General features: G+C 68.3%; 20 protein-coding genes. 16 read left to right on the top strand and 4 right to left on the bottom strand.

Annotated features, from left to right (window positions below; translation table 11 throughout):
* The first annotated feature begins 96 nt into the window (after window positions 1–96).
* The 14 genes from LRA98_RS09155 (at window position 97) to LRA98_RS09220 (ending at window position 12,629) form a co-directional block, all read left to right on the top strand.
* The gene (locus LRA98_RS09155) at window positions 97–591 is read left to right on the top strand and encodes a hypothetical protein (protein ID WP_238633772.1); all 495 of its coding nucleotides are present in this window, start codon (window positions 97–99) and stop codon (window positions 589–591) included.
* A gap of 86 nt (window positions 592–677) precedes the next feature.
* Window positions 678–1,250 carry a hypothetical protein gene (locus LRA98_RS09160; RefSeq protein WP_238633773.1) on the top strand — a complete coding sequence of 191 codons (573 nt, stop codon included), beginning with the start codon at window positions 678–680 and terminating at the stop codon, window positions 1,248–1,250.
* Between the two features lie 83 nt (window positions 1,251–1,333).
* Window positions 1,334–2,194, top strand: a complete 861-nt coding sequence (locus LRA98_RS09165; RefSeq protein WP_238633775.1) for a hypothetical protein — start codon at window positions 1,334–1,336, stop codon at window positions 2,192–2,194.
* A gap of 7 nt (window positions 2,195–2,201) precedes the next feature.
* Window positions 2,202–5,114, top strand: coding sequence for a hypothetical protein (locus tag LRA98_RS09170; protein WP_238633776.1), 2,913 nt, complete (start codon window positions 2,202–2,204; stop codon window positions 5,112–5,114).
* Between the two features lie 69 nt (window positions 5,115–5,183).
* Window positions 5,184–5,714 (top strand): hypothetical protein, encoded by a 531-nt coding sequence (locus tag LRA98_RS09175; protein WP_238633796.1) that lies wholly within the window; start codon window positions 5,184–5,186, stop codon window positions 5,712–5,714.
* Window positions 5,715–5,868: 154 nt separating this feature from the next.
* The gene (gene ilvN / locus LRA98_RS09180; protein ID WP_238633777.1) at window positions 5,869–6,363 is read left to right on the top strand and encodes an acetolactate synthase small subunit; all 495 of its coding nucleotides are present in this window, start codon (window positions 5,869–5,871) and stop codon (window positions 6,361–6,363) included.
* Window positions 6,364–6,411: 48 nt separating this feature from the next.
* Entirely contained in the window at window positions 6,412–7,440 is a 1,029-nt protein-coding gene (gene ilvC, locus LRA98_RS09185) for a ketol-acid reductoisomerase (protein ID WP_338018555.1), read from the top strand.
* Window positions 7,441–7,501: 61 nt separating this feature from the next.
* Window positions 7,502–7,951 (top strand): rhodanese-like domain-containing protein, encoded by a 450-nt coding sequence (locus LRA98_RS09190; protein ID WP_238633779.1) that lies wholly within the window; start codon window positions 7,502–7,504, stop codon window positions 7,949–7,951.
* A complete protein-coding gene (pssA, locus tag LRA98_RS09195; protein WP_201243064.1) occupies window positions 7,944–8,693 on the top strand; it encodes a CDP-diacylglycerol--serine O-phosphatidyltransferase in 750 nt (249 codons plus the stop codon). Before LRA98_RS09190 ends, pssA begins: the two co-directional genes overlap by 8 nt.
* 274 nt (window positions 8,694–8,967) lie before the next feature.
* Entirely contained in the window at window positions 8,968–10,518 is a 1,551-nt protein-coding gene (locus LRA98_RS09200) for a 2-isopropylmalate synthase (RefSeq protein ID WP_238633780.1), read from the top strand.
* A 3-nt stretch (window positions 10,519–10,521) separates the two neighbouring features.
* Entirely contained in the window at window positions 10,522–11,415 is an 894-nt protein-coding gene (locus LRA98_RS09205; RefSeq protein ID WP_238633781.1) for a uracil-DNA glycosylase, read from the top strand.
* 66 nt (window positions 11,416–11,481) lie between these two features.
* Window positions 11,482–11,757 (top strand): hypothetical protein, encoded by a 276-nt coding sequence (locus LRA98_RS09210; protein WP_443134946.1) that lies wholly within the window; start codon window positions 11,482–11,484, stop codon window positions 11,755–11,757.
* 37 nt (window positions 11,758–11,794) lie between these two features.
* Window positions 11,795–12,268, top strand: a complete 474-nt coding sequence (gene rimI / locus LRA98_RS09215; protein ID WP_238633783.1) for a ribosomal protein S18-alanine N-acetyltransferase — start codon at window positions 11,795–11,797, stop codon at window positions 12,266–12,268.
* A gap of 61 nt (window positions 12,269–12,329) precedes the next feature.
* Complete coding sequence (locus LRA98_RS09220; protein WP_238633785.1) at window positions 12,330–12,629, top strand: nucleotidyltransferase family protein; 300 nt, start codon at window positions 12,330–12,332, stop codon at window positions 12,627–12,629.
* 59 nt (window positions 12,630–12,688) lie between these two features.
* Here LRA98_RS09220 and LRA98_RS09225 read toward each other — a convergent pair whose 3' ends face one another.
* Genes LRA98_RS09225 through LRA98_RS09240 form a run of 4 tightly spaced genes read right to left on the bottom strand, consistent with a single transcriptional unit; the run spans window position 12,689 to window position 17,884 of the window.
* Entirely contained in the window at window positions 12,689–15,442 is a 2,754-nt protein-coding gene (locus tag LRA98_RS09225) for a valine--tRNA ligase (RefSeq protein WP_238633787.1), read from the bottom strand.
* Between the two features lie 14 nt (window positions 15,443–15,456).
* Window positions 15,457–15,960 (bottom strand): hypothetical protein, encoded by a 504-nt coding sequence (locus LRA98_RS09230; protein ID WP_238633789.1) that lies wholly within the window; start codon window positions 15,958–15,960, stop codon window positions 15,457–15,459.
* Window positions 15,957–16,388, bottom strand: a complete 432-nt coding sequence (locus tag LRA98_RS09235) for a DNA polymerase III subunit chi (protein WP_201168955.1) — start codon at window positions 16,386–16,388, stop codon at window positions 15,957–15,959. Before LRA98_RS09235 ends, LRA98_RS09230 begins: the two co-directional genes overlap by 4 nt.
* On the bottom strand, window positions 16,385–17,884 hold the full coding sequence (locus LRA98_RS09240) for a leucyl aminopeptidase (protein ID WP_238633790.1): 1,500 nt from the start codon (window positions 17,882–17,884) through the stop codon (window positions 16,385–16,387). Before LRA98_RS09240 ends, LRA98_RS09235 begins: the two co-directional genes overlap by 4 nt.
* A 137-nt stretch (window positions 17,885–18,021) precedes the next feature.
* On the opposite strand from LRA98_RS09240, the gene lptF reads away from it, so the two are divergent.
* A complete protein-coding gene (lptF, locus tag LRA98_RS09245; protein ID WP_238633791.1) occupies window positions 18,022–19,122 on the top strand; it encodes an LPS export ABC transporter permease LptF in 1,101 nt (366 codons plus the stop codon).
* A complete protein-coding gene (gene lptG / locus LRA98_RS09250; RefSeq protein ID WP_238633792.1) occupies window positions 19,122–20,174 on the top strand; it encodes an LPS export ABC transporter permease LptG in 1,053 nt (350 codons plus the stop codon). The genes lptF and lptG overlap by 1 nt, the downstream gene beginning before the upstream one ends.
* Window positions 20,175–20,208 lie beyond the last annotated feature (34 nt).

Consider the following 20,208-nt stretch of genomic DNA (forward strand, 5'->3'; position numbering starts at 1 on the left):
CGACCGGAGAAATGACCCGGGGCTGGACCACCGGAGGTCGCTTCTTGGCTGAAGCAGACCAAAGGATTCGCACAGGGAAACAGAGGAGAAGCAGTCATGCGGAAGTTCGACTGGACCAAGGGTGCGCTGGCGCTGACCGCGGGTTCCGTTCTGGCCATCGGGGCCGGGAATGTGATGGCGGATGACGACTTCACGACTGACACCGATTCTTTTGATGTCTCGCTCGAGGTCGGCGCCCCCCTCGAGATTAAGTGGCTTGATGGGGACCTGGATTTCGACACCGTGCTCCCGGGGGAGTCTGAGTCAATGGACGATGTCACGGCCCAGGTCACCGGTGAGGACGATGCAAGCTTTGACTACACGCTGTCGGCATCCCCAGGAGATGATGGTGCCGAAGGCATCACCTTCGGTGTCGATGGTGACGTCAGTAGCGACGACCTGCTCGATGGTCATGTAGATCTGAATGACCAGAGTCTGGACACAGACGGCGAGCACGACATCGACCACGACTTCTCCGTTGATGTGGAGGAGGACGCTGAAGAGGGCGAACGCGGCATCCAGGTGACCGGCCAAGTGGACTACGCCGACTGAATAGCGTGGAGCCCTTGCCTGCAGGGCGGGGCGGGTAATCGCGCCCGCCCCGTTGCCCTTGGTGACCATGCACGGAGGAACGAACCATGGGTTTTCCGAACAAGGCACCTGCGCCGTCATTGATGCGCCTAAGATGCCGTACGCCGGCCGTGACGTTCGTCTCGGCGCTTGCTCTAGGTGCGGCTGCTCCCGCGCTAGCAGATGATCCGGATTTCTCCTCGGATAGTGCGTCGCTGGATGCGAGCCTGACGGTCGGCAATCCCATTTCGGTGGCTACGGATGGGAATATCGTCTGGGAGGAGCCGATCCTGCCCGGTGAAGGACCGTACTACCCGCCGGATGCCGGTGGCGGCGACGAGCCCGTTTCGATCGACGTTACGGGTGCGTCGCAAGAGGAGTACACGCTCGAGCTTGGCGGGGATTACGTCGAGGACGAGGCGGACAATATCGTCACCTTGGAGCTTGAGAACGGTGGGGACGAGACGCTGGATCTAGAGCTTAGTACCAGCTGGTCGTTCGGTAGCAACCTTCTGTTGGACGAAGACGGTGAGGACGAACAATCTGTCAACTGGAGTGACAACGGATTAACTGTCCCCGAGGATCAGCCCTCCGGGACTTACTCGGCCGAGGTTGAGGTGATTGCCTCTTACGCAGACTGAAGTTCTCTTCGAGGTGCCGGGCCCCCGGGGCGGGGCCCTTTAGTTTTCTTCGGGGAACGGGCTCAGAGATGCAATCTGGACTCATGAGCACCACAAAGCGGTTTGTCGTCCTAGGTCTCGGGGTGTTGCTCGGGTCGCTGACCATTAAGGCATCCGCCTCGCTGCAGATGCTGCCGCAGCGCCTGTTCTTGGATGATCAGAGCCGCAGCGCACAGGTGGAGGTTTTCAATCGATCTGGCGAGACCCAGGAGTACCGCGTGATCGTGGCCGATGAGGCCGTGGAGGAGGACGGCTCTACGGAACTTATCGATCCCGTGGAGCCAGGTGCCGAAGATGACCGAGCACACTACGGCGCCGACTTCCTGCGTTACCACCCGCGTCAGATGACCCTGGCGCCGGGGGAGAACCAGACCGTTCGGGTGATGGCGCGTGTGCCCGATGGCGTGGATCCGGGGGAGTACCGCGCCCGTCTGGCTGTGCGCACCATGCCCTCACGCGATCAGCAGGCCTTTGCGGAGGACGAACTCGATGACGACGAGATTGCGCTGGAGGTCGAGACGCTGTTCGCCATGACCATCCCGGTTGCCATCCTCCACGGTGAGGCGGAGGCGGAGCCGCGCATTGCCTCGGCGCAATGGGTCGCAGCCGAGGGAGACGGCGATCCCCGATTGGACGTGGCCGTCGAGCGCGAGGGAGAGCGGGGCGCATACGGTAGCCTTGAGGTCTACGATGCGGAGAATCCGGACGAGCCGCTCTGGGTTCGCAACCGCGCCGTGGTCTCGTCCGCCATGGAGCAGCGGACCTTCGGTTTTACGGCGGATAATCCGGCCATTGAGGCCGGTGACGAGGTTCGGGTCGTGTACCGGGCTTTCGATGACCCCGAAGACGGGTTTGGGGAAGCCGGAGGTCACGTGAAGACTGAGCGCACGCTAAAAGTCAACTAGGCGTGCCATGCGACACCCGAGCGGCGGTTTTACCCGGCCAGCGGGCGCGCTGGCGCTCGCCTGCGTAATCGGGTGGCCGCTGCCGGCCCCGGCGCCTCTCTCGGTCGATGCCCTGGAGGAGGACGAGCAGGAGGATATGGTCGTCCGACTGGAGTTGGAGGGGCACGTGTTGACCGAGTCGGAGTACATGCGTCAGCAGGACGGGGAGATCTTCTACCCGCTTGGCCAGATGGCCCGCCATCTGGAGTTGGCCATCGAGGTCGACGCGATGGAGGGACGGGTGAGCGGCTGGGTGCTGGATCCGGACGAGTCCGTCTCGTTCGAGACCGCAACCGGTGAGGGTCGAGTCGGTAATGATGCGTTCGAACTCGACGCCGACGCCTGGATTGAGGAGCATGACGACCTCTATATCCGCGAGGATGCCCTAAAGCACTTTCTGCCCGTGGAGTTCGAGTACCGGCCACGGCGTGCCGAGGTGCGCGGGAGGGCACTAGATGAACTCCCGTTGCTCAGCCGCCTGGAGCGGGAGGCGCGCTGGGCCAGTCTGACTGGCGGTACCCCGGGGGCGCGTGGAAAGAGGCGTCTCCCGCCGGCTGACAACCCACGCCGCTGGATAGCGCGACCGGCTTGGTCACTCTCTGTGGATCAATCCCTGGGCGATCAACGCTCCTCCAGCCGCGCGAGCTTGGCGGCTGCTGGAGACTTCCTTCTCCATGAGGCCGATTGGCGCGCGCAGGCCGATGAGGAGGGGGTGCGGAGGGTTGATGGCACGCTGGGCCAGGAAGTGGGCCATGCCGCCCTGCAGCGTTACGAGTTCGGCCGGGTTTCGGCTCCCGGCTACGATCTGCTGCGAGGCGGTCGCTCCGGTGCTGGCGCAAGCGTGACCAATCGCCCCGACGGGGCAGCGCGCACCACGTTTACGGACCAGATCATCGAGGGGGAGGCCCCCGAAGACTGGGCGGTGGAGCTCTATCGAGATGAGGATCTGATTGATTTCATCGACCCCGCAGCGCGGGATGGCGAGCGCTACGAGTTCGATGACATCGACGCACGACCTGGCACCAACCATTATACCGTGAAGCTCTACGGCCCCCACGGCGAGCGTGAGGAAATAGCTCGGCGTATCGAGATCGGGCCGGGGCTGCTGCCGCCGGGGACGGTCCATTACAGCTTGGACGCAGTGCGACCGCGGCAGAGTCTCTATCAGCGCGACGAGCGCCGCGAGTCCGTGAGGGCTGGAGCCCGGATGGATGTCGGACTGACCCGAACTTGGTCGGTGGGGTCGGACTTTCACTGGTTCGAGGGTGGAGAAGAGGATGAGCCCTCCCGTGAACTGGCCGGCGTCGATACTACGGTCAGCGCCCTCGGGTTCTGGACGCGGTTGCGCGGTGCCTTCGAAAACGATGAGCACCGCGCTTGGCAGGTTGCAACGACGCGGGGCGTTGGTGCCTGGAACCTCAGTTATGAGGTGCTGCACAACGATGGACTGGATTCCGATGACCTGCGCGGTGGCCTGGCGGAGCGCCATGAACTGGAGGCGTCCGGGCCCGTGGGAGGCCTATTCCGGACCCGGCTGCGTCTAGAGCAGGAGAGGGATACCGACGGCGACCGCCGACGTAGGTTGCGTACACGGGAGAACGTGCGGGTTGCTGATCTAACGCTGCGCCACGCATTGCGTATTAGCGAGGACCAGGACGGCGACGTTACCGCCTCCGGCAGTCTCAGTACCCGATGGGGGCGCAGTCGCGAGGGGCGGTTCAATCTCTCCAGCAGTTACGACTTACACCCGCAGTCCTCGCTCAATACCGTCTCGCTTAGCCATAGCCGTGATCTTGGCGCGGATTGGCGCGGCGATGGTGGTGTTGCGGCCAGCCTGAACGATCGTCCCCACCGCTTTCACCTCGGGCTCTCGCGCGGCGCCCACGACTACTGGCGGCTAACGGGGCGCGCTGATATCGACACGGACGGTGGCTGGAGTGTTCGCGCCGGGGTGGATGTCGGGGCGCTCCCGCATCCGGATGGCGGGTGGCAGATGGATCCGGCAGCCGGTCGCGGTTACAACCGGGGGTCTGCCCTCGGGCGTGTTGAGCTCGACGGACAGCCGCAGGAGGGTGTAAGAGTCTGCGCCGACCGCAGCTGCACGGAGACCGACGAGGAGGGCGAGGCTTGGCTCAGCCGTCTCGACACTCACGAGCCGGTAGACCTTCAGGTGGAAACGGCATCCATCGACGATCCCTTTGTTCAGCCCAGCGACGAGGGCCGCAGCTATGTATTGCGACCGGGTAACGCCGTAGCGTTTGAACAGGACTTGCATGTCACGGGGGAGGTGGATGGACACGTCCATTGTCGCCGCAATGATGGTGGGCGCACCGGGGTTTCCGGGTTTGCCATGGAGGCGGTGGATCTGGACACGGGGGAGGTGGTCGCCACCGAACGTAGTGCCTACGACGGGCTTTATATCCTCGACCGCCTGCCCCCGGGTGAGTATCGGGTTCAGGCGACCCGTGAGCAGGCAGAGCGACTCGAGGTACCCCAGTCCGCGCTGGCCCAGAAGGTGAATCTAGGCGAGGGCGGCGAGCTGGTCCGCGGCCAGGGGCTAACGGTTGATGATCAAGGGCGCTGGGTCACTGCGAGGAATCCGGTTGAGCCGGTGGACGGGGTGGAGTTCGAGTACGACGGCGAGCACCCCCTGGAGGAGCATCTGGCCTACCTGCTGGAAATCGTGGATGGGGCGGATCTCTCGGAGGCTAGGCGGGCATCCCTGTTGGAGGAGGTGCGTATGCTCAATGGCGAGATTGAAAGCGGAGACACGGTCTACGTACCGGCTGATCAGTCGCCGCTGGATCGGATCTCTCATTGGGAGCTCTCAGGCACGCTCCCTCTGGACGGTGACGGGATGGAAGGTGGGCGTTGTCGATAGGCGAAGGAGAGCGTCATGGTGCGAAAAGGGTGCGCGCTTCCAACCCGGCGGCTTATTGGGAAGTGTCGTGTGTCGGGAGCGTTCTGGCTGGTGGGCAGCCTCCTTGCCGTCATGCCGGGCGTGATCAGTGGCAGTGATTCGGCTGCACACGGCGAGGACCAACTTACTGTTTCTATGGAAGTTGAAGCCCAGCCGGCCGGTCTGGTGTTTGAGGATAACCCAGTGGATTATGGTGTCCGTTTTCCGGGGGAAGAGTTGCCCAGAGAGGAGGCCCGTGAGACCTCGGTCCGGGTCGTACTCAGTGGCCCTCGGGGCAGCGCCTTTGAGGTCGGTGTAGAGGGAGCAGCAGCCGAGCCGGAGGATGTCCCGTTCGGCGACGATCGGAAAGGTTTCCGCTATGAGCTGACCAGTGATGTGGACGGTGCGGCCCCCATAGACTTTTTCGTCTCCCCCGTCCCGGACGGCAACTCCTATCGATTCGATCGGGGGCAAGGCGAGGCCAACCTGCCGCTGCACGTCTACCTTCCGGAGCGGATCCCGGAGGATGCCCGCGGAGATTATTCGGATACCATCACCGTCACCGTGGAACTTGAGGATTAGTCCGCGCAGGTCTAGGCATCCGGCCCCGACGCCAGGGGAGGGGAGGGGCGGGATCAGTCCCGACCCCCCCCCCCCCGCTCCGCTTGACCTCCGCCCCACCGGCCAGTATTTTCCCGCATTTACTCCGCACAACGCGGTCCCGGGGGAGAGCTACATGCGGCACATCATCTCGATGCTGGTGGAGAACGAGTCCGGTGCGCTCTCGCGCATCTCGGGCATGTTCACGGCCCGTGGCTACAACATCGAGTGCCTGACGGTCGCCCCCACCGATGACCCGAGCATCTCGCGGCTGACCCTGGTCACCATCGGCGACGATCAGATCATCGAGCAGATCATCAAGCAGCTGAACAAGCTTCTTGATGTGATCAAGGTCGTGGACATGACCGAGGGCAAGCACATCGAGCGCGAGATGATGCTGATCAAGGTCACCGCCGGTGTGGCTGAGCAGCGCGAGGAGTTCAAGCGCCTGACGGACATCTTCCGCGGCCGCATCCTCGACGTCACCGAGAAGATCTATACCATCGAGATGACCGGCACGAGCGACAAGCTCGACGCCTTTATCGACGCCATCGGCTCGAGCAACATCCTGGAGGTGGTGCGCTCCGGTGTCATCGGCATCAGCCGCGGCGAGCGCCATCTGCGCGTCTAGCGCCGTCCCGTCTCATTCCCGCCCGCCCGGCGGCGGGCGGACTCGCGAATCCGTTCAGGGGGAAACATGAAGGTCTATTACGATCAGGACGCCGATCTTTCGCGGATCACCAGCCGCCGCGTGGCGATCATCGGCTACGGCTCCCAGGGCCATGCCCACGCCAACAACCTCAAGGAGTCCGGCGTCAACGTGGTCGTCGGCCTGCGCCCGGGCTCCAGCTCGGCGGCGAAGGCCCAGGAGGCCGGCCTGGAGGTCGCCTCGGTGGAGGAGGCCACCCAGGGCGCCGACGTGGTGATGATGCTCGTCCCCGACGAGGCGGCGCCGGATATCTACCACCAGCAGGTGGCGCCGAACCTCAAGGACGGCGCGGCGATCGCCTTCGCCCACGGCTTCAACATCCATTACGGGCAGATCCAGCCGGCGGCCGATCACGACGTGATCATGATCGCCCCCAAGGGCCCCGGCCACACCGTGCGCTCGACCTACGTCGCCGGCGCCGGCGTGCCGTCGCTGATCGCCATCGAGCAGGACGCCAGCGGCCAGGCCAAGGAGATCGCCCTGGCCTACGCCGTGGCCAACGGCGGTGGCCGCTCCGGGATCATCGAGACCTCCTTCCGCGAGGAGACCGAGACCGATCTGTTCGGCGAGCAGACCGTGCTCTGCGGCGGCATCGCCGCGCTGATCGAGGCCGGCTTCGAGACCCTGGTGGAGGCCGGCTACGCCCCCGAGATGGCGTACTTTGAGTGCCTGCACGAGACCAAGCTGATCGTCGACCTGCTCTACGAGGGTGGTCTGGCGAACATGCGCTACTCGGTCTCGAACACCGCCGAGTACGGCGACTTCACCCGCGGCCCGCGGGTGATCAACGAGGAGTCCCGCGAGGCGATGCGCGAGATCCTCGAGGAGATCCAGAACGGCGAGTTCGCCAAGGAGTACGTGCTGGAGAACAAGGCCGGTGCGCCGACCCTGCACGCCCGCCGTCGTCTGTCCGCCGAGCATCCCATCGAGGAGGTCGGCGAGCGGCTGCGCGGGATGATGCCGTGGATCGCGGCCAACAAGCTGGTCGACCGCGACTGAACCAGCGTCCGCGGGTGGGGCGGGCCCCCCGGGCCCGCCCGCCGGTGGCGCCGGGAGCCCCATGACCGAGCTGCTTCACTGGATCGAGCAGGACCCTGTCCGTTTCGTCGCGATCGCCGCCGTGGCGGTGCTCGGCGGGCGGCTGCTCTGGCGTCGCCTGACGCGTCGCTATCGGCCGCTGCCGGTGGCCGAGGCGGTGCGCCGGGTCAACGACGGCGAGACCCTGTTCCTCGATGTGCGGACCGGTCCCGAGGTCCGCGGCGGCGTCCTCCCCGGCGCCGTGCACATCCCCAAGCATCAACTGCGTCGGCGTCTGCAGGAGCTGCGCGGCCACTGCCCGAATGGTGGTCCCGTGGTGGTCTACTGCCATAGCGGCATGCGCTCGGCCGGCGCGGCGCACCTGCTCACCCGGCACGGCTTCGAGCCGGTCTTCAACCTGCAGGGCGGGGTGATGGCCTGGAACGCCGACGGCCTCCCGCTGGATACGGCGCCGGGGGCGCGGCATGAATAAGCGGGTCCGTCGCCGCGGCATCTTCCTGCTGCCGAACCTGTTCACCACGGGGTGCCTGTTCTTCGGCTTCATGGCGGTGATCTCCGCCATCGACGGCGAGTTCGGTCGCGCCGCGGTGGCCGTGCTGGTGGCCATGGTCTTCGACGGCCTCGACGGCCGGGTGGCGCGGCTGACCGGTACGCAGAGCGACTTCGGGGTGCAGTACGACTCCCTGGCCGATATGGTCAGCTTCGGCCTCGCCCCGGCGGCGGTGGCCTTCCTGTGGGCGCTGGGCAACACCGGCGCCGGCACGCCCTGGGATAACGTTGGCTGGCTGGTGGCCTTCCTCTTCGTCGCCGGGGCCGCGCTGCGCCTGGCGCGGTTCAACACCCAGAGCGGGGTGGACGACAAGCGCCACTTCCAGGGGCTGCCCAGTCCGGCGGCGGCCGGGGCGGTGGTCGGTCTGGTTTGGTTCGGCGACCGTATCGGGCTGACCGGGCTTGAGGCCGCCATCCCGGTGGGGGTGGTGGTGGTGCTTGGGGCGGTGCTGATGGTCAGCAACGTCCGTTACGAGAGCTTCAAGGAGCTCGACTTCCGCTACCGGGTGCGGTTCACCTCGGTGGTGGGGCTGGTGCTGGCCATGGCGCTGGTGGCGGTGCACCCGCCGACGGCGATCTGTCTGGGCTTTTTGATCTACATGTTCTCCGGCCCGGTGCTGACCGTGCTGCGGCTGCGCCGCCGGCGTCGCCACCGGCGCGCCTGAACGCTTGCCCGGGCGGTGCTGCGGCGATATATTCGAAGGCATTATGAATACCTGCCCGGCCAATCCCGCGCCCCACGTCCGCTGGCTTCGCTGCAGCGGCGCTGGCGGCGTGCGGCTGCTTAGCAACGCCCGCCTGCGCGGCGGGGATCGACTGCCGGCCTGACGGCCGGCTCGAATCCTTCCCCACGACCGTTTCTGCACGGGCGCCCGCGGCGGCGCCGTGAACGTATTCCATTCGGCGGCGTAGGCCGCCACGACACAGGGCTGAGCAGCCATGGGTGCAAGCGACCATCTCTACATCTTCGATACCACGCTGCGCGACGGGGAGCAGAGCCCCGGCGCCTCCATGACCCGCGAGGAGAAGGTGCGCATCGCCAAGGGGCTTGAGCGCATGCGCGTCGACGTCCTCGAAGCCGGCTTCCCGGCGGCGAGCAGCGGCGACTTCGAGAGCGTCCGGGCCGTGGCCGAGGCCATCAAGGAGAGCCGGGTCTGCGCCCTGGCCCGGGCCCGGGATCCCGATATCCACGCCGCCGGCGAGGCCCTGGCCCAGGCCGAGGCCGGGCGCATCCACACCTTCATCGCCACCTCGCCGATCCACATGCAGAACAAGCTGCACATGACCCCGGATCAGGTGGTGGATGCGGCGGTGCACGCGGTGAGTCTGGCCCGGCAGCTGTGCGACGACGTGGAGTTCTCGCCGGAGGACGCCGGGCGCTCCGAGCACGATTTCCTCTGCCGGATCATCGAGGCGGCCATCGACGCCGGGGCGCGGACGATCAACATCCCGGACACCGTGGGCTACAACCTGCCCGAACAGTTCGGCGGGCTCATCCGCACCCTGCGCGAGCGCATCCCCAACTCCGATAAGGCGGTCTTCTCGGTGCACTGCCACAACGATCTGGGCGTGGCGGTGGCCAACTCCCTGGCCGCCGTGCAGGCCGGGGCGCGGCAGGTGGAGTGCACCATCAATGGCCTGGGCGAGCGCGCCGGCAACGCCGCGCTGGAGGAGGTGGTCATGGCGGTGAAGACCCGCCAGGACGTCTTCCCCTGTACGACGCGGATCAACGCCCGGGAGATCGTGCCCACCTCGAAGCTGGTGGCCAACATCACCGGCTTCCACGTACAGCCGAACAAGGCCATCGTTGGCGTCAACGCCTTCGCCCACGAGTCGGGCATCCACCAGGATGGTGTGCTCAAACACCGCGAGACCTACGAGATCATGCGCGCCGAGGATGTGGGCTGGCACACCAACCGCATGATCCTGGGCAAGCACTCCGGCCGCAACGCCTTCCGCTCGCGGCTCGAGGAGCTGGACATCCACCTCGACTCCGAGGAGCAGCTCAACGAGGCGTTCGCCCGGTTCAAGGCGCTGGCCGACAAGAAGCACGAGATCTTCGACGAGGATCTGCAGGCGCTGGTCACCGAGGCCGGCGCGGCGCTGGAGAACGAGCGGATCAAGCTGCTCAGCCTCCACGTCTGCTCGGAGACCGGTGAGACGCCGGAGGCCTCGGTCTCGCTGCTGATCGACGGCGAGGAGAAGAAGGCCGTGGCCCCGGGCAGTGGCTCGGTGGACGCCTCGCTGATGGCCATCGACTCGCTGGTCCAGTCGGGCACGGAGTTGCTGCTCTACTCGGTGAACAACATCACCTCGGGTACCGACTCCCAGGGCGAGGTGACCATCCGCCTGGAGCGCGGCGGCCGGGTGGCCAATGGGCAGGGGGCGGATATCGATATCGTCATCGCCTCGGCGAAGGCGTATATCAATGCCCTGAACAAGATCCTGGCCGCGCCGGATCGTCGCCACCCGCAGGCCGGGGACGTCTAGGGCGTGGATACGCGGCGGCTGAAGTACCTGCGCCGCCTGGGGGTCGACTGCTACATCCCCCGCGGCGCGGCCGTGCTGGAGCCGGCCCCGGCGACGATGCCGGCTCCAGCCGGCACCGCCGGTGGCGCGCCGGGCCGGACGGCGAGCAGTGGCCATCCGCCGCAGGGCGGTGCCCGGCAGAATGCCGAGCCGGAGGGGGCCGCTGCGCCGGCTGCCTCGGTGCCCGCCGGCGGGGCGCAAACGCAGCCGGCCGCAGCGGCGTTCGAGCCCGCCGCCCCCGCGACGCCGGCCGATCCGAGCAACGACTGCGATGGCCTCGACTGGGACGCCCTGGCGGCGCGGGTGGCCGGGTGTCACGCCTGCAAGCTCTGCGAGGGGCGCACGCAGACGGTCTTCGGGGTCGGCGATCGGCAGGCGGATCTGGTGATCATCGGCGAGGGGCCTGGCGCGGAGGAGGACCGTCAGGGTGAGCCTTTTGTCGGTCGCGCCGGCAAGCTCCTCGATGCCATGCTCGCCGCCATCGATCGCGGCCGCGACCGCGGCGGGGTCTACATCGGCAACATCGTCAAGTGCCGGCCGCCGGGCAATCGCGACCCGCGGCCCGACGAGGTGGCCGCCTGCGCCCCCTACCTGCGCCGGCAGCTCGAGCTCCTGGAGCCGAAGGCCATCGTCGCCCTCGGGCGGGTGGCAGCACAGCAGTTGCTGGAAACGAAAGCACCGCTGGCCAAGCTGCGCGGGCAGCTCCACCATTACGGCGAGCAGTCGATCCCGGTCTGGGTGACCTACCACCCGGCCTACCTGCTGCGCTCCCCCGGTGAGAAGGCCAAGGTGTGGCAGGATCTCAGGCGGATCCGTGCGCTGGTGGAAAACGACTCGGTGCCCAAGCAGGTGGGATAGGGCAGCGGCCTATGCTCAGGGCCTGCCGCGTTGCCGTCGGATCTCGCTGGTGCTAGCGTCGAAGCCATGACTTCCGTTGTCGAACTCTACGAGCAGCTGGCCTCTGCGCCTGACGATAAAACGCGCGCGCGTCTGATTGCGGAGGCGTTCGAGCGCATGGAGGAGCGCTATCCGGAGGTCAAGGACCTGGCGACACAGACGCACCTGCGCGAGACGGAACTGCGGTTGCAAAAGGAGATCGAGCAGCTGCGCTCCAGCGTCTTGCGTTGGCTGGCCGGTCTACTTGCCGGGCAGACGGCCGTGATCCTGGCGGCGATCTTCGCGATCGCACGGATGCAGTAGTGCTTCCGGGGCTGCCCATAACAAGCAAGAAACAGCCATGGAGGATTCAATCGGCAAACCCCGGCCGATGACCTACGAGGATCTCCCTACGGTGTTCGCCATCGAGCAGCGGTCGGTGGCCTATCCGTGGAGTATGCGGATCTTCCGCGACTGCATGGCGGCCGGCTACGGCTGTTTCGTCCAGGCGCACGAGCGTGATCTCCTCGGCTACCTGGTGGTCAGCTGCGCCGGCGGTGAGGGGAGCATCCTCAATATCTGCGTCGACCCCGACTGGCGCCGCCAGGGCGTCGCCGCTCATCTACTGCGCGTGGCCGTCGAGCGCGCCGAGGTGATGCAGGCCGAGAATCTCTTCCTGGAGGTGCGCCCCTCCAACACCGCGGCGATCGCGCTCTACGAGCGCCACGGCTTCCACGAGGTGGGCCGGCGGCCGGACTACTATCCGGCCGCCGCCGGCCGTGAGGATGCGCTGATCATGGCAAGGGTCATTCTGCCTGAATGGAATACGCCTTGAGCCCTTGCCAGTTTCGGCTCGTGACAGGATGATGAGCCGATGAACCGCTGAGGACGCGGCTATGGATCGAGAAGAAGTATTGTCCCTGCTTGATCGCAGTTTGCCGGAGTTGCGGGAGCGATTCGGTGTCGAGCGATTAGCGCTGTTTGGATCCACGGCGAGGGGGACGGCCACTCAGGAGAGCGACGTTGATGTGCTCGTGGCGTTCAGCGGGCCGGCCACTTCCCGGCGCTATTTCGGTGTGCAGTTCTACCTTGAAGATTTGCTCGGGTGCCCAGTGGACCTCGTAACTGAGCAGGCTTTGCGTCGGGAACTGCGCCCTTACGTCGAGCAGGAGCGCATCGTGAACTCGAGGCCTTGAGAGAGCGGTGCCGCACCCTGTGATCACAGGGCACGGCACGATCGTCTTCGACTGATTGCTTAAAGCGCCTCCACCCGCCGCTCCTGCTCGGCGACCTTCTCCAGCGCCTGCTGCGCCTCGGTGAGCTTCGCCCGCTCCTTGTCCACCACCTCGGCCGGCGCCTTGGCGACGAAGCTCTCGTTGCCGAGCTTCTTCTCGGCGCGCTCGATCTCCCCCTCGAGCCGGGCGCGCTCCTTGGCTAGGCGGGCGAGTTCGGCGTCCTTGTCCACCAGGCCGGCCATGGGCACCAGCACCTCCATCTCGCCGGCCAGGGCGAGGGCCGACTCCGGCGGCTGCTCGTCGGCCTCGAGGATGCGGATCGACTCGAGCCGGGCCAGGGTGGTGACGAAACCCTCGTGCTCGGCCAGGCGGGTGCGGTCCTGATCGCCGGCGTGGCGCAGCAGCACCGGCACCGGCCGGCTCGGTGAGATGTCCATCTCGCCGCGGATCCGCCGCACGCCGAGGATTACCCGCTGCACCCAGTCGATCTCTGCCTCGGCGGTCTCGTCGCGCCGCTCGGCCAGCGGGGTCGGGTAGGGCTGGCGCATGATGGTCTCACCGGTGATGCCGGCCACCGGGGCGACGCGCTGCCAGATCGCCTCGGTGATGAAGGGCATCAGCGGATGGGTCAGGCGCAGCAGCTCCTCGAGGACCTGGATCAGCGTCTGGCGGGTGCCGCGGGCCTGGGCCTCGGTGCCCTCGCGCAGGGCCGGCTTGGAGAGCTCCAGGTACCAGTCGCAGTACTCGTCCCAGGTGAACTCGTAGATCGCCTGCGCGGCCTGGTCCAGGCGGTAGTCGGCAAAGGCCTGACGGACCTCGGCGACGGTGCGATCGAGCCGCGAGCGGATCCAGCGCTCGGCCGCGCCCAGCTCCACCGGCCCGCCGCTGCCGCAGTCGGCACCCTCGGTGTTCATCAGCACGTAGCGGGCGGCGTTCCAGAGCTTGTTGCAGAAGTTGCGGTAGCCCTCCACGCGGCCGAGGTCGAAGACGACGTCGCGCCCGGTGGTCGCCAGCGAGGCGAAGGTAAAGCGCAGGGCGTCGGTGCCGTGGGGCTTGATGCCCTCCGGGTAGTGGCGCCGGGTCATCTGCTCGATGCGCTCGGCCAGTTGCGGCTGCATCATGTCGGCGGTGCGCTTGGCCACCAGCGATTCCAGGTCGATGCCGTCGACGATGTCCAGCGGGTCGAGGACGTTGCCCTTCGACTTGGACATCTTCTGCCCCTCGGGGTCACGGACCAGGCCGTGGATGTAGACCTCGCGGAACGGGACATCGCCCATGAAGTGCAGCCCGAACATGATCATCCGGGCCACCCAGAAGAAGATGATGTCGAAGCCGGTGACCAGCACCGAGGTCGGGTAGAAGGTGCGCAGCGCCTCGGTCTGCTGCGGCCAGCCCAGGGTCGAGAAGGGCCACAGGGCGGAGGAGAACCAGGTGTCGAGGACGTCCTCGTCGCGGGTGAGCACCGCGTCGCCCAGGCCGTGGCGCTCGCGGACCTCGGCCTCGGAGCGGCCCACGTAGACCTGGCCCTGCTCGTCGTACCAGGCCGGGATGCGATGGCCCCACCAGATCTGCCGCGAGATGCACCAGTCCTCGATGTTGCGCAGCCACTCGTAGTAGGTCTTGTCCCAGTTGCCGGGGATGAAGCGGATGCGTCCGTCTTCGACGGCCTGGATGGCCGGGCGGGCGAGGGGCTCGGCGCGCACGAACCACTGCCAGGTCAGGTACGGCTCGATCACCGCCCCGCTGCGATCGCCGCGGGGGACCATCAGCTTGTGGTCCTCGACCTGCTGGAGCAGGCCCTCGGCGCGCAGGTCCTCGACCACCTGCTTGCGGGCCTCGTAGCGATCCAGCCCCTGGTAGCGCTCCGGGGCGTTGTCGTTGATGCGGGCATCCTCGGTGAGGACGTTGATCCGAGCCAGGTCGTGGCGCTCGCCGACGGCGAAGTCGTTGAAGTCGTGGGCCGGGGTGATCTTCAGGCAGCCGCTGCCGAAGCTCGGGTCGACGTAGTCATCGCCGATGATCGGGATCTCGCGCCCGACCAGGGGCAGGCGCACGCTCTTGCCGATGAGATGCGTGTAGCGCTCATCCTCCGGGTTCACGGCCACGGCGGTGTCGCCGAGCATGGTCTCCGGGCGGGTGGTGGCCACCACCACGGAGTCGCTGCCGTCGGCGAGGGGGTAGACCATGTGCCAGATGTGGCCCTGCTCCTCCTCGGAGACCACTTCCAGGTCCGAGACGGCGGTGTGCAGCACTGGATCCCAGTTGACCAGCCGCTCGCCGCGGTAGATCAGATCCTCCTCGTAGAGGCGGACGAAGACCTCGGTGACCGCCTCGGAGAGGCCCTCATCCATGGTGAACCGCTCGCGGCTCCAGTCCACGGAGGCGCCCATGCGGCGCAGCTGGTTCTGGATGGTGCCGCCGGACTCCGCCTTCCACTGCCAGACGCGCTCCAGGAATGGTTCGCGGCCCAGGTCGTGGCGGCTCAGCCCCTCGGCCTCGAGCTGGCGCTCGACGACCATCTGCGTGGCGATCCCGGCGTGGTCGGTGCCCGGCTGCCAGAGGGTGTTGTGGCCCTCCATGCGGTGGTAGCGCACCAGGGCGTCCATCACCGTGTCCTGGAAGGCGTGCCCCATGTGCAGGGTGCCGGTGACGTTCGGCGGCGGGATCATGATGCAGTACGGGCTGCCCTCGCCGGAGGGGGCGAAGTGGCCGCCCTGCTCCCAGAGCTCGTAGAGTCGGGACTCGATTGCGCTCGGGTCGTACGTCTTCTCCATCGGGGCCTCGATCCTCAGCGATTCGGTGCGGGTTGGTTCGTGTTCGGATATTCGGAGTCGTCCGCTCCGGGGGTGGTGCCCCCGGAGCCGCCGCTCGGCTCCTCCGGCGGCTGCTGGCGGCGGCTGGCCGCCACGGCGTCGATCAGCGCATCGTCCACCGCCTTGCGGATGGGCGCCTCGGCCTCGCGCAGGGCGTCGGGCAGGCGGCGCTCGAGTTCACTGCGCAGGTGCCGGGCCAGCTCCCGGGTGGCGTGGCGCTCGATATCGGCGCGCTGCGCCGCGGTTAGGGGGGACGCCGCTCCGGCCGGCGGCGCTTGCGCGGCATCATGCGCCGTTGAGGGCTCGGAGGCGGCGGGCGCTGCTGCCGCCTCCGCGAAGGGCGGCTGCGGCTGCTCCCCGGGGGCGTCGCCGTCGGCCTCGGGACGCAGCCACGGGCCGTCGTTGGCGCGCACCTGCTCGCCGGGGACGACGACGTCGTAGAGCAGCGGCGGTTGCGGCTCGTCGTTGGACGGGTTCATCGGCGCCCCTCCTCGATGCGGTGGGTGTGCGGCTCGCAGCCGGCCTCCTTGTAGAGGCGGTAGCGCTGGCGGCTGGCGCGCAGGACCGCCTCGCGCTGGTCGACCACCTCGGCCACGCGCCGGCGCTCCCGCCAGGTGGCCGGGGTGTGCTCGGTGAGGTTGACCAGTACGGCGTCGTCGGCGGCGTGCTCGTCGCGGCCCACCGCCACCGGTTCGCCGTCGCGGGCGGCGAGGGTGGCGTGGGGGACGAAGCTGCCCTGGCGGAAGGTCCACAGCAGGGCGTCGAGCCGCTCGCTCTGTTCGTCGTCCTCGGTGAGCAGCAGCACGCCGTAGCCGTTTTCGTACGCCTTCTCGGCGAGCCGGCAGGCGAAGCGCTCGCGCAGCGCCGCACCGGGGCCGCCGAGGATGTAGAAATCCACCCGGCTCACAGGGTCCAGCCGGCACGGCCGGCGAGAAAATGGGTGAGCAGGGGGACGGGGCGGCCGGTGGCGCCCTTGTGCTCGCCGCCCTTCCAGGCCGTGCCGGCGATATCCAGATGCGCCCAGCGCAGCCCGCGGGCGAAGCGTTGCAGGAAGCAGCCGGCGGTGATGGTGCCGGCCGGCTGCCCGCCGATGTTGGCCACATCGGCGAAGGGCGAGCGCAGCTGCTCGTCGTACTCGTCGTCCAGGGGCAGCTCCCAGCCGCGGTCGGCAGCGCGCTCGCCGGCCTGCAGCAGGTCGCGCACCAGCCCCGGGGCGTTGCCCATCACCGCGTGGCGGTGGTGGCCAAGGCCGACGATGGCCGCGCCGGTGAGGGTGGCCACGTCGACCACCTCGCTCGGCTCCAGGCGCCGGGTGTAGGCCAGGCCGTCGGCCAGCACCAGGCGGCCCTCGGCGTCGGTGTTCAGGACCTCGATGCGCTGGCCGTCCAGGCTGTCGATGATGTCCCCCGGGCGCGTGGCGCGGCCATCGGGCATGTTCTCGGTGGCCGGGATGACCGCCACCAGGTTCAGCGGCAGCTGCGCCTCGGCAGCGGCGTGGACGGCCCCGAAGACGGCGGCGGCGCCGGACATGTCGTACTTCATCTCGTCCATGCTCGCCGACGGCTTGATGGAGATGCCGCCGCTGTCAAAGGTGATGCCCTTGCCGACCAGGGCCACCGGCGCCTGGTCGTCGGCGCCGCCGCGGTAATGGAGCACGATCAGCCGGGGCGGTGCCTCGGCGCCCCGGGCGACGGCCATCAGTGCTGCCAGCCCCTGTTCCTCGAGCTGCGCCGGGCCGAGGACCTCCGCCTGGACGCTGTCAAAGCGTTCGGCCAGCGCCTCGGCCTGCTCGCCCAGGTAGCCGGGGGTGCAGACGTTGGCTGGGGTGTTGCCCAGGTCGCGGGTGAAATTGGCACCGCGTCCGGTCGCCTGGCCCAGCGCCAGGGCCGGCTGGGCGCGGCGCAGGTCGGCGCGCCGCGGCACGGCCAGGGTGGCCTGGCGCAGCGGGCGGCGCGGCGGGCGCGGCTCGCTTTTGAAGGCGTCGAAACGGTAAAGCGTGGTCTCGAGGAGTTCGGCCGCGGTGGCCACACGCCAGGCGACGTCGCGGCCGCGTACCGGCAGCTCGGGCAGGAAGAGCGTGGCCTCGCCGGTGCCGGCCTGCTCCAGCGCACGGGCGGCAGCGGAGACGGCCTTGCGGTAGGTGCGCTCGCTGAACTCGCGCTCACGCCCGCACCCGACGAGCAGCACCCGATCGCTGCGCACGCCGGGGCAGTCGGGCAGCAGCAGGGTCTGCCCGGCCTCGCCGTCGAGGTCGCCGCGGCGCAGCAGATGGCTCAGGTAGCCGTCGCTGGCGGCGTCCACGGCCCGCGCCGCCTCGCTCATCCGGCGGCGCTCGTAGACCCCCACCACCACGCAGGCGGTGCGCTGTCGTGCCGGGTCGCCGCTCTTGGTCCTGAGTTCCATGAAGCCTCCCGTACCCTCGTCACCGCGCGCCGGCTCGGTTATGCTCGGCCGCGCCGCGTCGGTTGTCTTGCGCCGACGCACAGTCTACGGAAATGTGTGGCTTTTTTGCAGCGCACGGCGGGGCGGGGCCGTCACCCTTGGGTCTGACCATCATCGATCGCTATCTGGTCCGCGAGGCGGCCTGGGCGGCCCTGGCCGTGCTGGCCGTACTCTTCGCGGTTCTGACGTCGAACGAACTAATTGATTACCTGGCCGACGCTGCCGCCGGCGATTTCCCCGGCGAGGCGATCGTGGTGCTCTTGGGCCTGCAGATCCTGCGTGAGCTGGCCGTGGTGATCCCTGCGGCGCTGTTCCTCGGCATCGTCCTGGCGCTGGGACGCCTTTACCGCGACAGCGAGCTGCCCGTGCTCGCCGCCTGCGGCGTGGGCCCCGGGCGGCAGATGCGTGGCCTGCTCCTGTTGGCCGTGCCGGTGGCGCTGGCGGTGGGGGCGCTCTCGACGGTGGCCGCACCGTGGGCCTCGCACACCGCCGACGTCTATGCCGAGCACGCGGCGCGCACCGCGGACCTGGGCGCCCTGCAGGCCGGCCGGTTCATCGGCGGGGGGGATGCCGGCACCGTCTACGCCAGCCGCACTGAGGCCGACGGCGTGCTGCGCGAGGTCTTCGCCCACGCCCGTGACGGGGAGCTGGAGACCGTCATTCGCGCCGATCGGGGCCGGCAGCTGGTCGACCCGGAGACGGGGCAGCGCTTCTTCGTCTTCGAGGACGGGCACCGCTACGATGGCCGCCCCGGGCAGCTGGATTGGCGGGTGACGGCCTTCGACCGCCACGGGTTGCTCATCGATACGCGCGAGCCGCGGGAGGTCGGCCGCGACCGCGAGGGGACACCCACCACCGAACTGTGGGGCGCGGGCACGGTGCAGGATCGGGCGGAGGTCGAGTGGCGGCTGTCCATGCCGGTGATGGTGGTGGTGCTGAGCCTGCTGGCGGTGCCGCTGGCCAAGGCCGAACCCCGCGATGGCCGTTACGGTAAGCTGCTCAGCGCCGTGCTGGTCTTCGTCGCCTACTTCCAGCTGCTGAGCAGCGGACGCGAGTGGCTGGAGGCGGGCATCGTACCGGCCGCCCTGGGGCTGTGGTGGGTGCACGCCCTCGGGGTGCTGGCCGCGGTGCTCTGGACCCGCCGGCGGTTCGGGGTCGCGCCGGGGTGGTGGCGGGTCGGCGAGCGGAGGGGCCGCTGATGCGCATCCTCACCGGCTATCTGGCGCGGACCGTCATCGCGGCGTCCCTGGTCGCCCTGGCTGCCATCCTGGCCCTGGATTTCGTCTTCAGCATGGTCGATGGCGTAGCCGACGAGGATCTGGATACCCCCACGATGCTGCTCAAGGCGCTGCTCGACGCGCCGGCACTGGCCTACGAGGCCTTCCCCTTCGCCACGCTCATCGGCGCCCTGATGGGTCTGGGTGCCCTGGCCGCCCGGCAGGAGCTGACTGCCATGCGCGCCGCCGGGGTCTCGGTGGTGCAGATCGCCGGTGCGGTGCTGGTTGGTGGGGTGATCCTGGCCCTGTTGGCGACGGCGGTGGGCGAGTTGGTGGTGCCGCCGGCCGAGCGGCAGGCCGCGGCGGTGCGCGGGCTGTCCGAGGCCGACGAGCTGCGCACCGGACCGGACGGGGCGCTGTGGGCCCGGGATGGGCGGGATTTCCTGCGCGCCGAGCGGCCGCGCTCGGCGTCCCACCTGGAGTCGGTGACGCTCTTCCGCTTCGTCGAGGGGCGTCTGACCGAGCGGATCGATGCCGAGGGCGCCCACTACCACGACGGACAGTGGCGGCTCGAGGACGTGGTCAAGACGGTCTACGGCGAGCATCAGCTGGAGCGCCGGGAGCTGGCGCAGTGGTCGTGGGAGGGGGCGCTGAGCCCGGAGGTGCTGGCGGTGGTGGTGGCGGATCCCTCGACGCTGCCGGTGCCGGAGCTGTGGACGTACATCCGCTATCTGGAGGCCAATGAACTCGACAGCGGGCCGTATCGGTTGGCGCTTTGGGAGAAGGTGGCGACGCCGCTGGCGACGTTGGCGATGTTGCTGGTGACCATTCCGCTGGTGTTCACGGCGGTACGTTCGTCGGGGGCGGGGCAGCGGATTGTCATTGGTGTGCTGGTGGGGGTGGCGTTCTTCTTGCTCAATCGGGCGCTGGGGCAGGCGGGGGTGGTTTATGGGGTGCCGCCGTCGCTTTCGGCGCTGTTGCCGGTGTTGGCCTTTGCGGCGCTGGGGCTGTGGGGGACGCTACGGGTTCGTTAGCGGGCGGCCGTGTGGTGTGCCTGCGGTTGGTGCC

Origin of the sequence: Halorhodospira sp. M38, from assembly GCF_022227985.1 — a bacterium.
GTDB lineage: Bacteria > Pseudomonadota > Gammaproteobacteria > Nitrococcales > Halorhodospiraceae > Halorhodospira > Halorhodospira halophila_A.

Excerpts from the sequence above, each read along its gene's own strand:
- LRA98_RS09155 (WP_238633772.1), top strand. The coding sequence starts at position 97 with ATGCGGAAGTTCGACTGGACCAAGGGTGCGCTGGCGCTGACCGCGGGT.
- LRA98_RS09160 (WP_238633773.1), top strand. The coding sequence starts at position 678 with ATGGGTTTTCCGAACAAGGCACCTGCGCCGTCATTGATGCGCCTAAGA.
- LRA98_RS09165 (WP_238633775.1), top strand. The coding sequence starts at position 1,334 with ATGAGCACCACAAAGCGGTTTGTCGTCCTAGGTCTCGGGGTGTTGCTC.
- LRA98_RS09170 (WP_238633776.1), top strand. The coding sequence starts at position 2,202 with ATGCGACACCCGAGCGGCGGTTTTACCCGGCCAGCGGGCGCGCTGGCG.
- ilvN (WP_238633777.1), top strand. The coding sequence starts at position 5,869 with ATGCGGCACATCATCTCGATGCTGGTGGAGAACGAGTCCGGTGCGCTC.
- LRA98_RS09190 (WP_238633779.1), top strand. The coding sequence starts at position 7,502 with ATGACCGAGCTGCTTCACTGGATCGAGCAGGACCCTGTCCGTTTCGTC.
- pssA (WP_201243064.1), top strand. The coding sequence starts at position 7,944 with ATGAATAAGCGGGTCCGTCGCCGCGGCATCTTCCTGCTGCCGAACCTG.
- LRA98_RS09200 (WP_238633780.1), top strand. The coding sequence starts at position 8,968 with ATGGGTGCAAGCGACCATCTCTACATCTTCGATACCACGCTGCGCGAC.
- LRA98_RS09210 (WP_443134946.1), top strand. The coding sequence starts at position 11,482 with ATGACTTCCGTTGTCGAACTCTACGAGCAGCTGGCCTCTGCGCCTGAC.
- rimI (WP_238633783.1), top strand. The coding sequence starts at position 11,795 with ATGGAGGATTCAATCGGCAAACCCCGGCCGATGACCTACGAGGATCTC.
- LRA98_RS09220 (WP_238633785.1), top strand. The coding sequence starts at position 12,330 with ATGGATCGAGAAGAAGTATTGTCCCTGCTTGATCGCAGTTTGCCGGAG.
- LRA98_RS09225 (WP_238633787.1), bottom strand. The coding sequence starts at position 15,442 with ATGGAGAAGACGTACGACCCGAGCGCAATCGAGTCCCGACTCTACGAG.
- LRA98_RS09230 (WP_238633789.1), bottom strand. The coding sequence starts at position 15,960 with ATGAACCCGTCCAACGACGAGCCGCAACCGCCGCTGCTCTACGACGTC.
- LRA98_RS09240 (WP_238633790.1), bottom strand. The coding sequence starts at position 17,884 with ATGGAACTCAGGACCAAGAGCGGCGACCCGGCACGACAGCGCACCGCC.
- lptG (WP_238633792.1), top strand. The coding sequence starts at position 19,122 with ATGCGCATCCTCACCGGCTATCTGGCGCGGACCGTCATCGCGGCGTCC.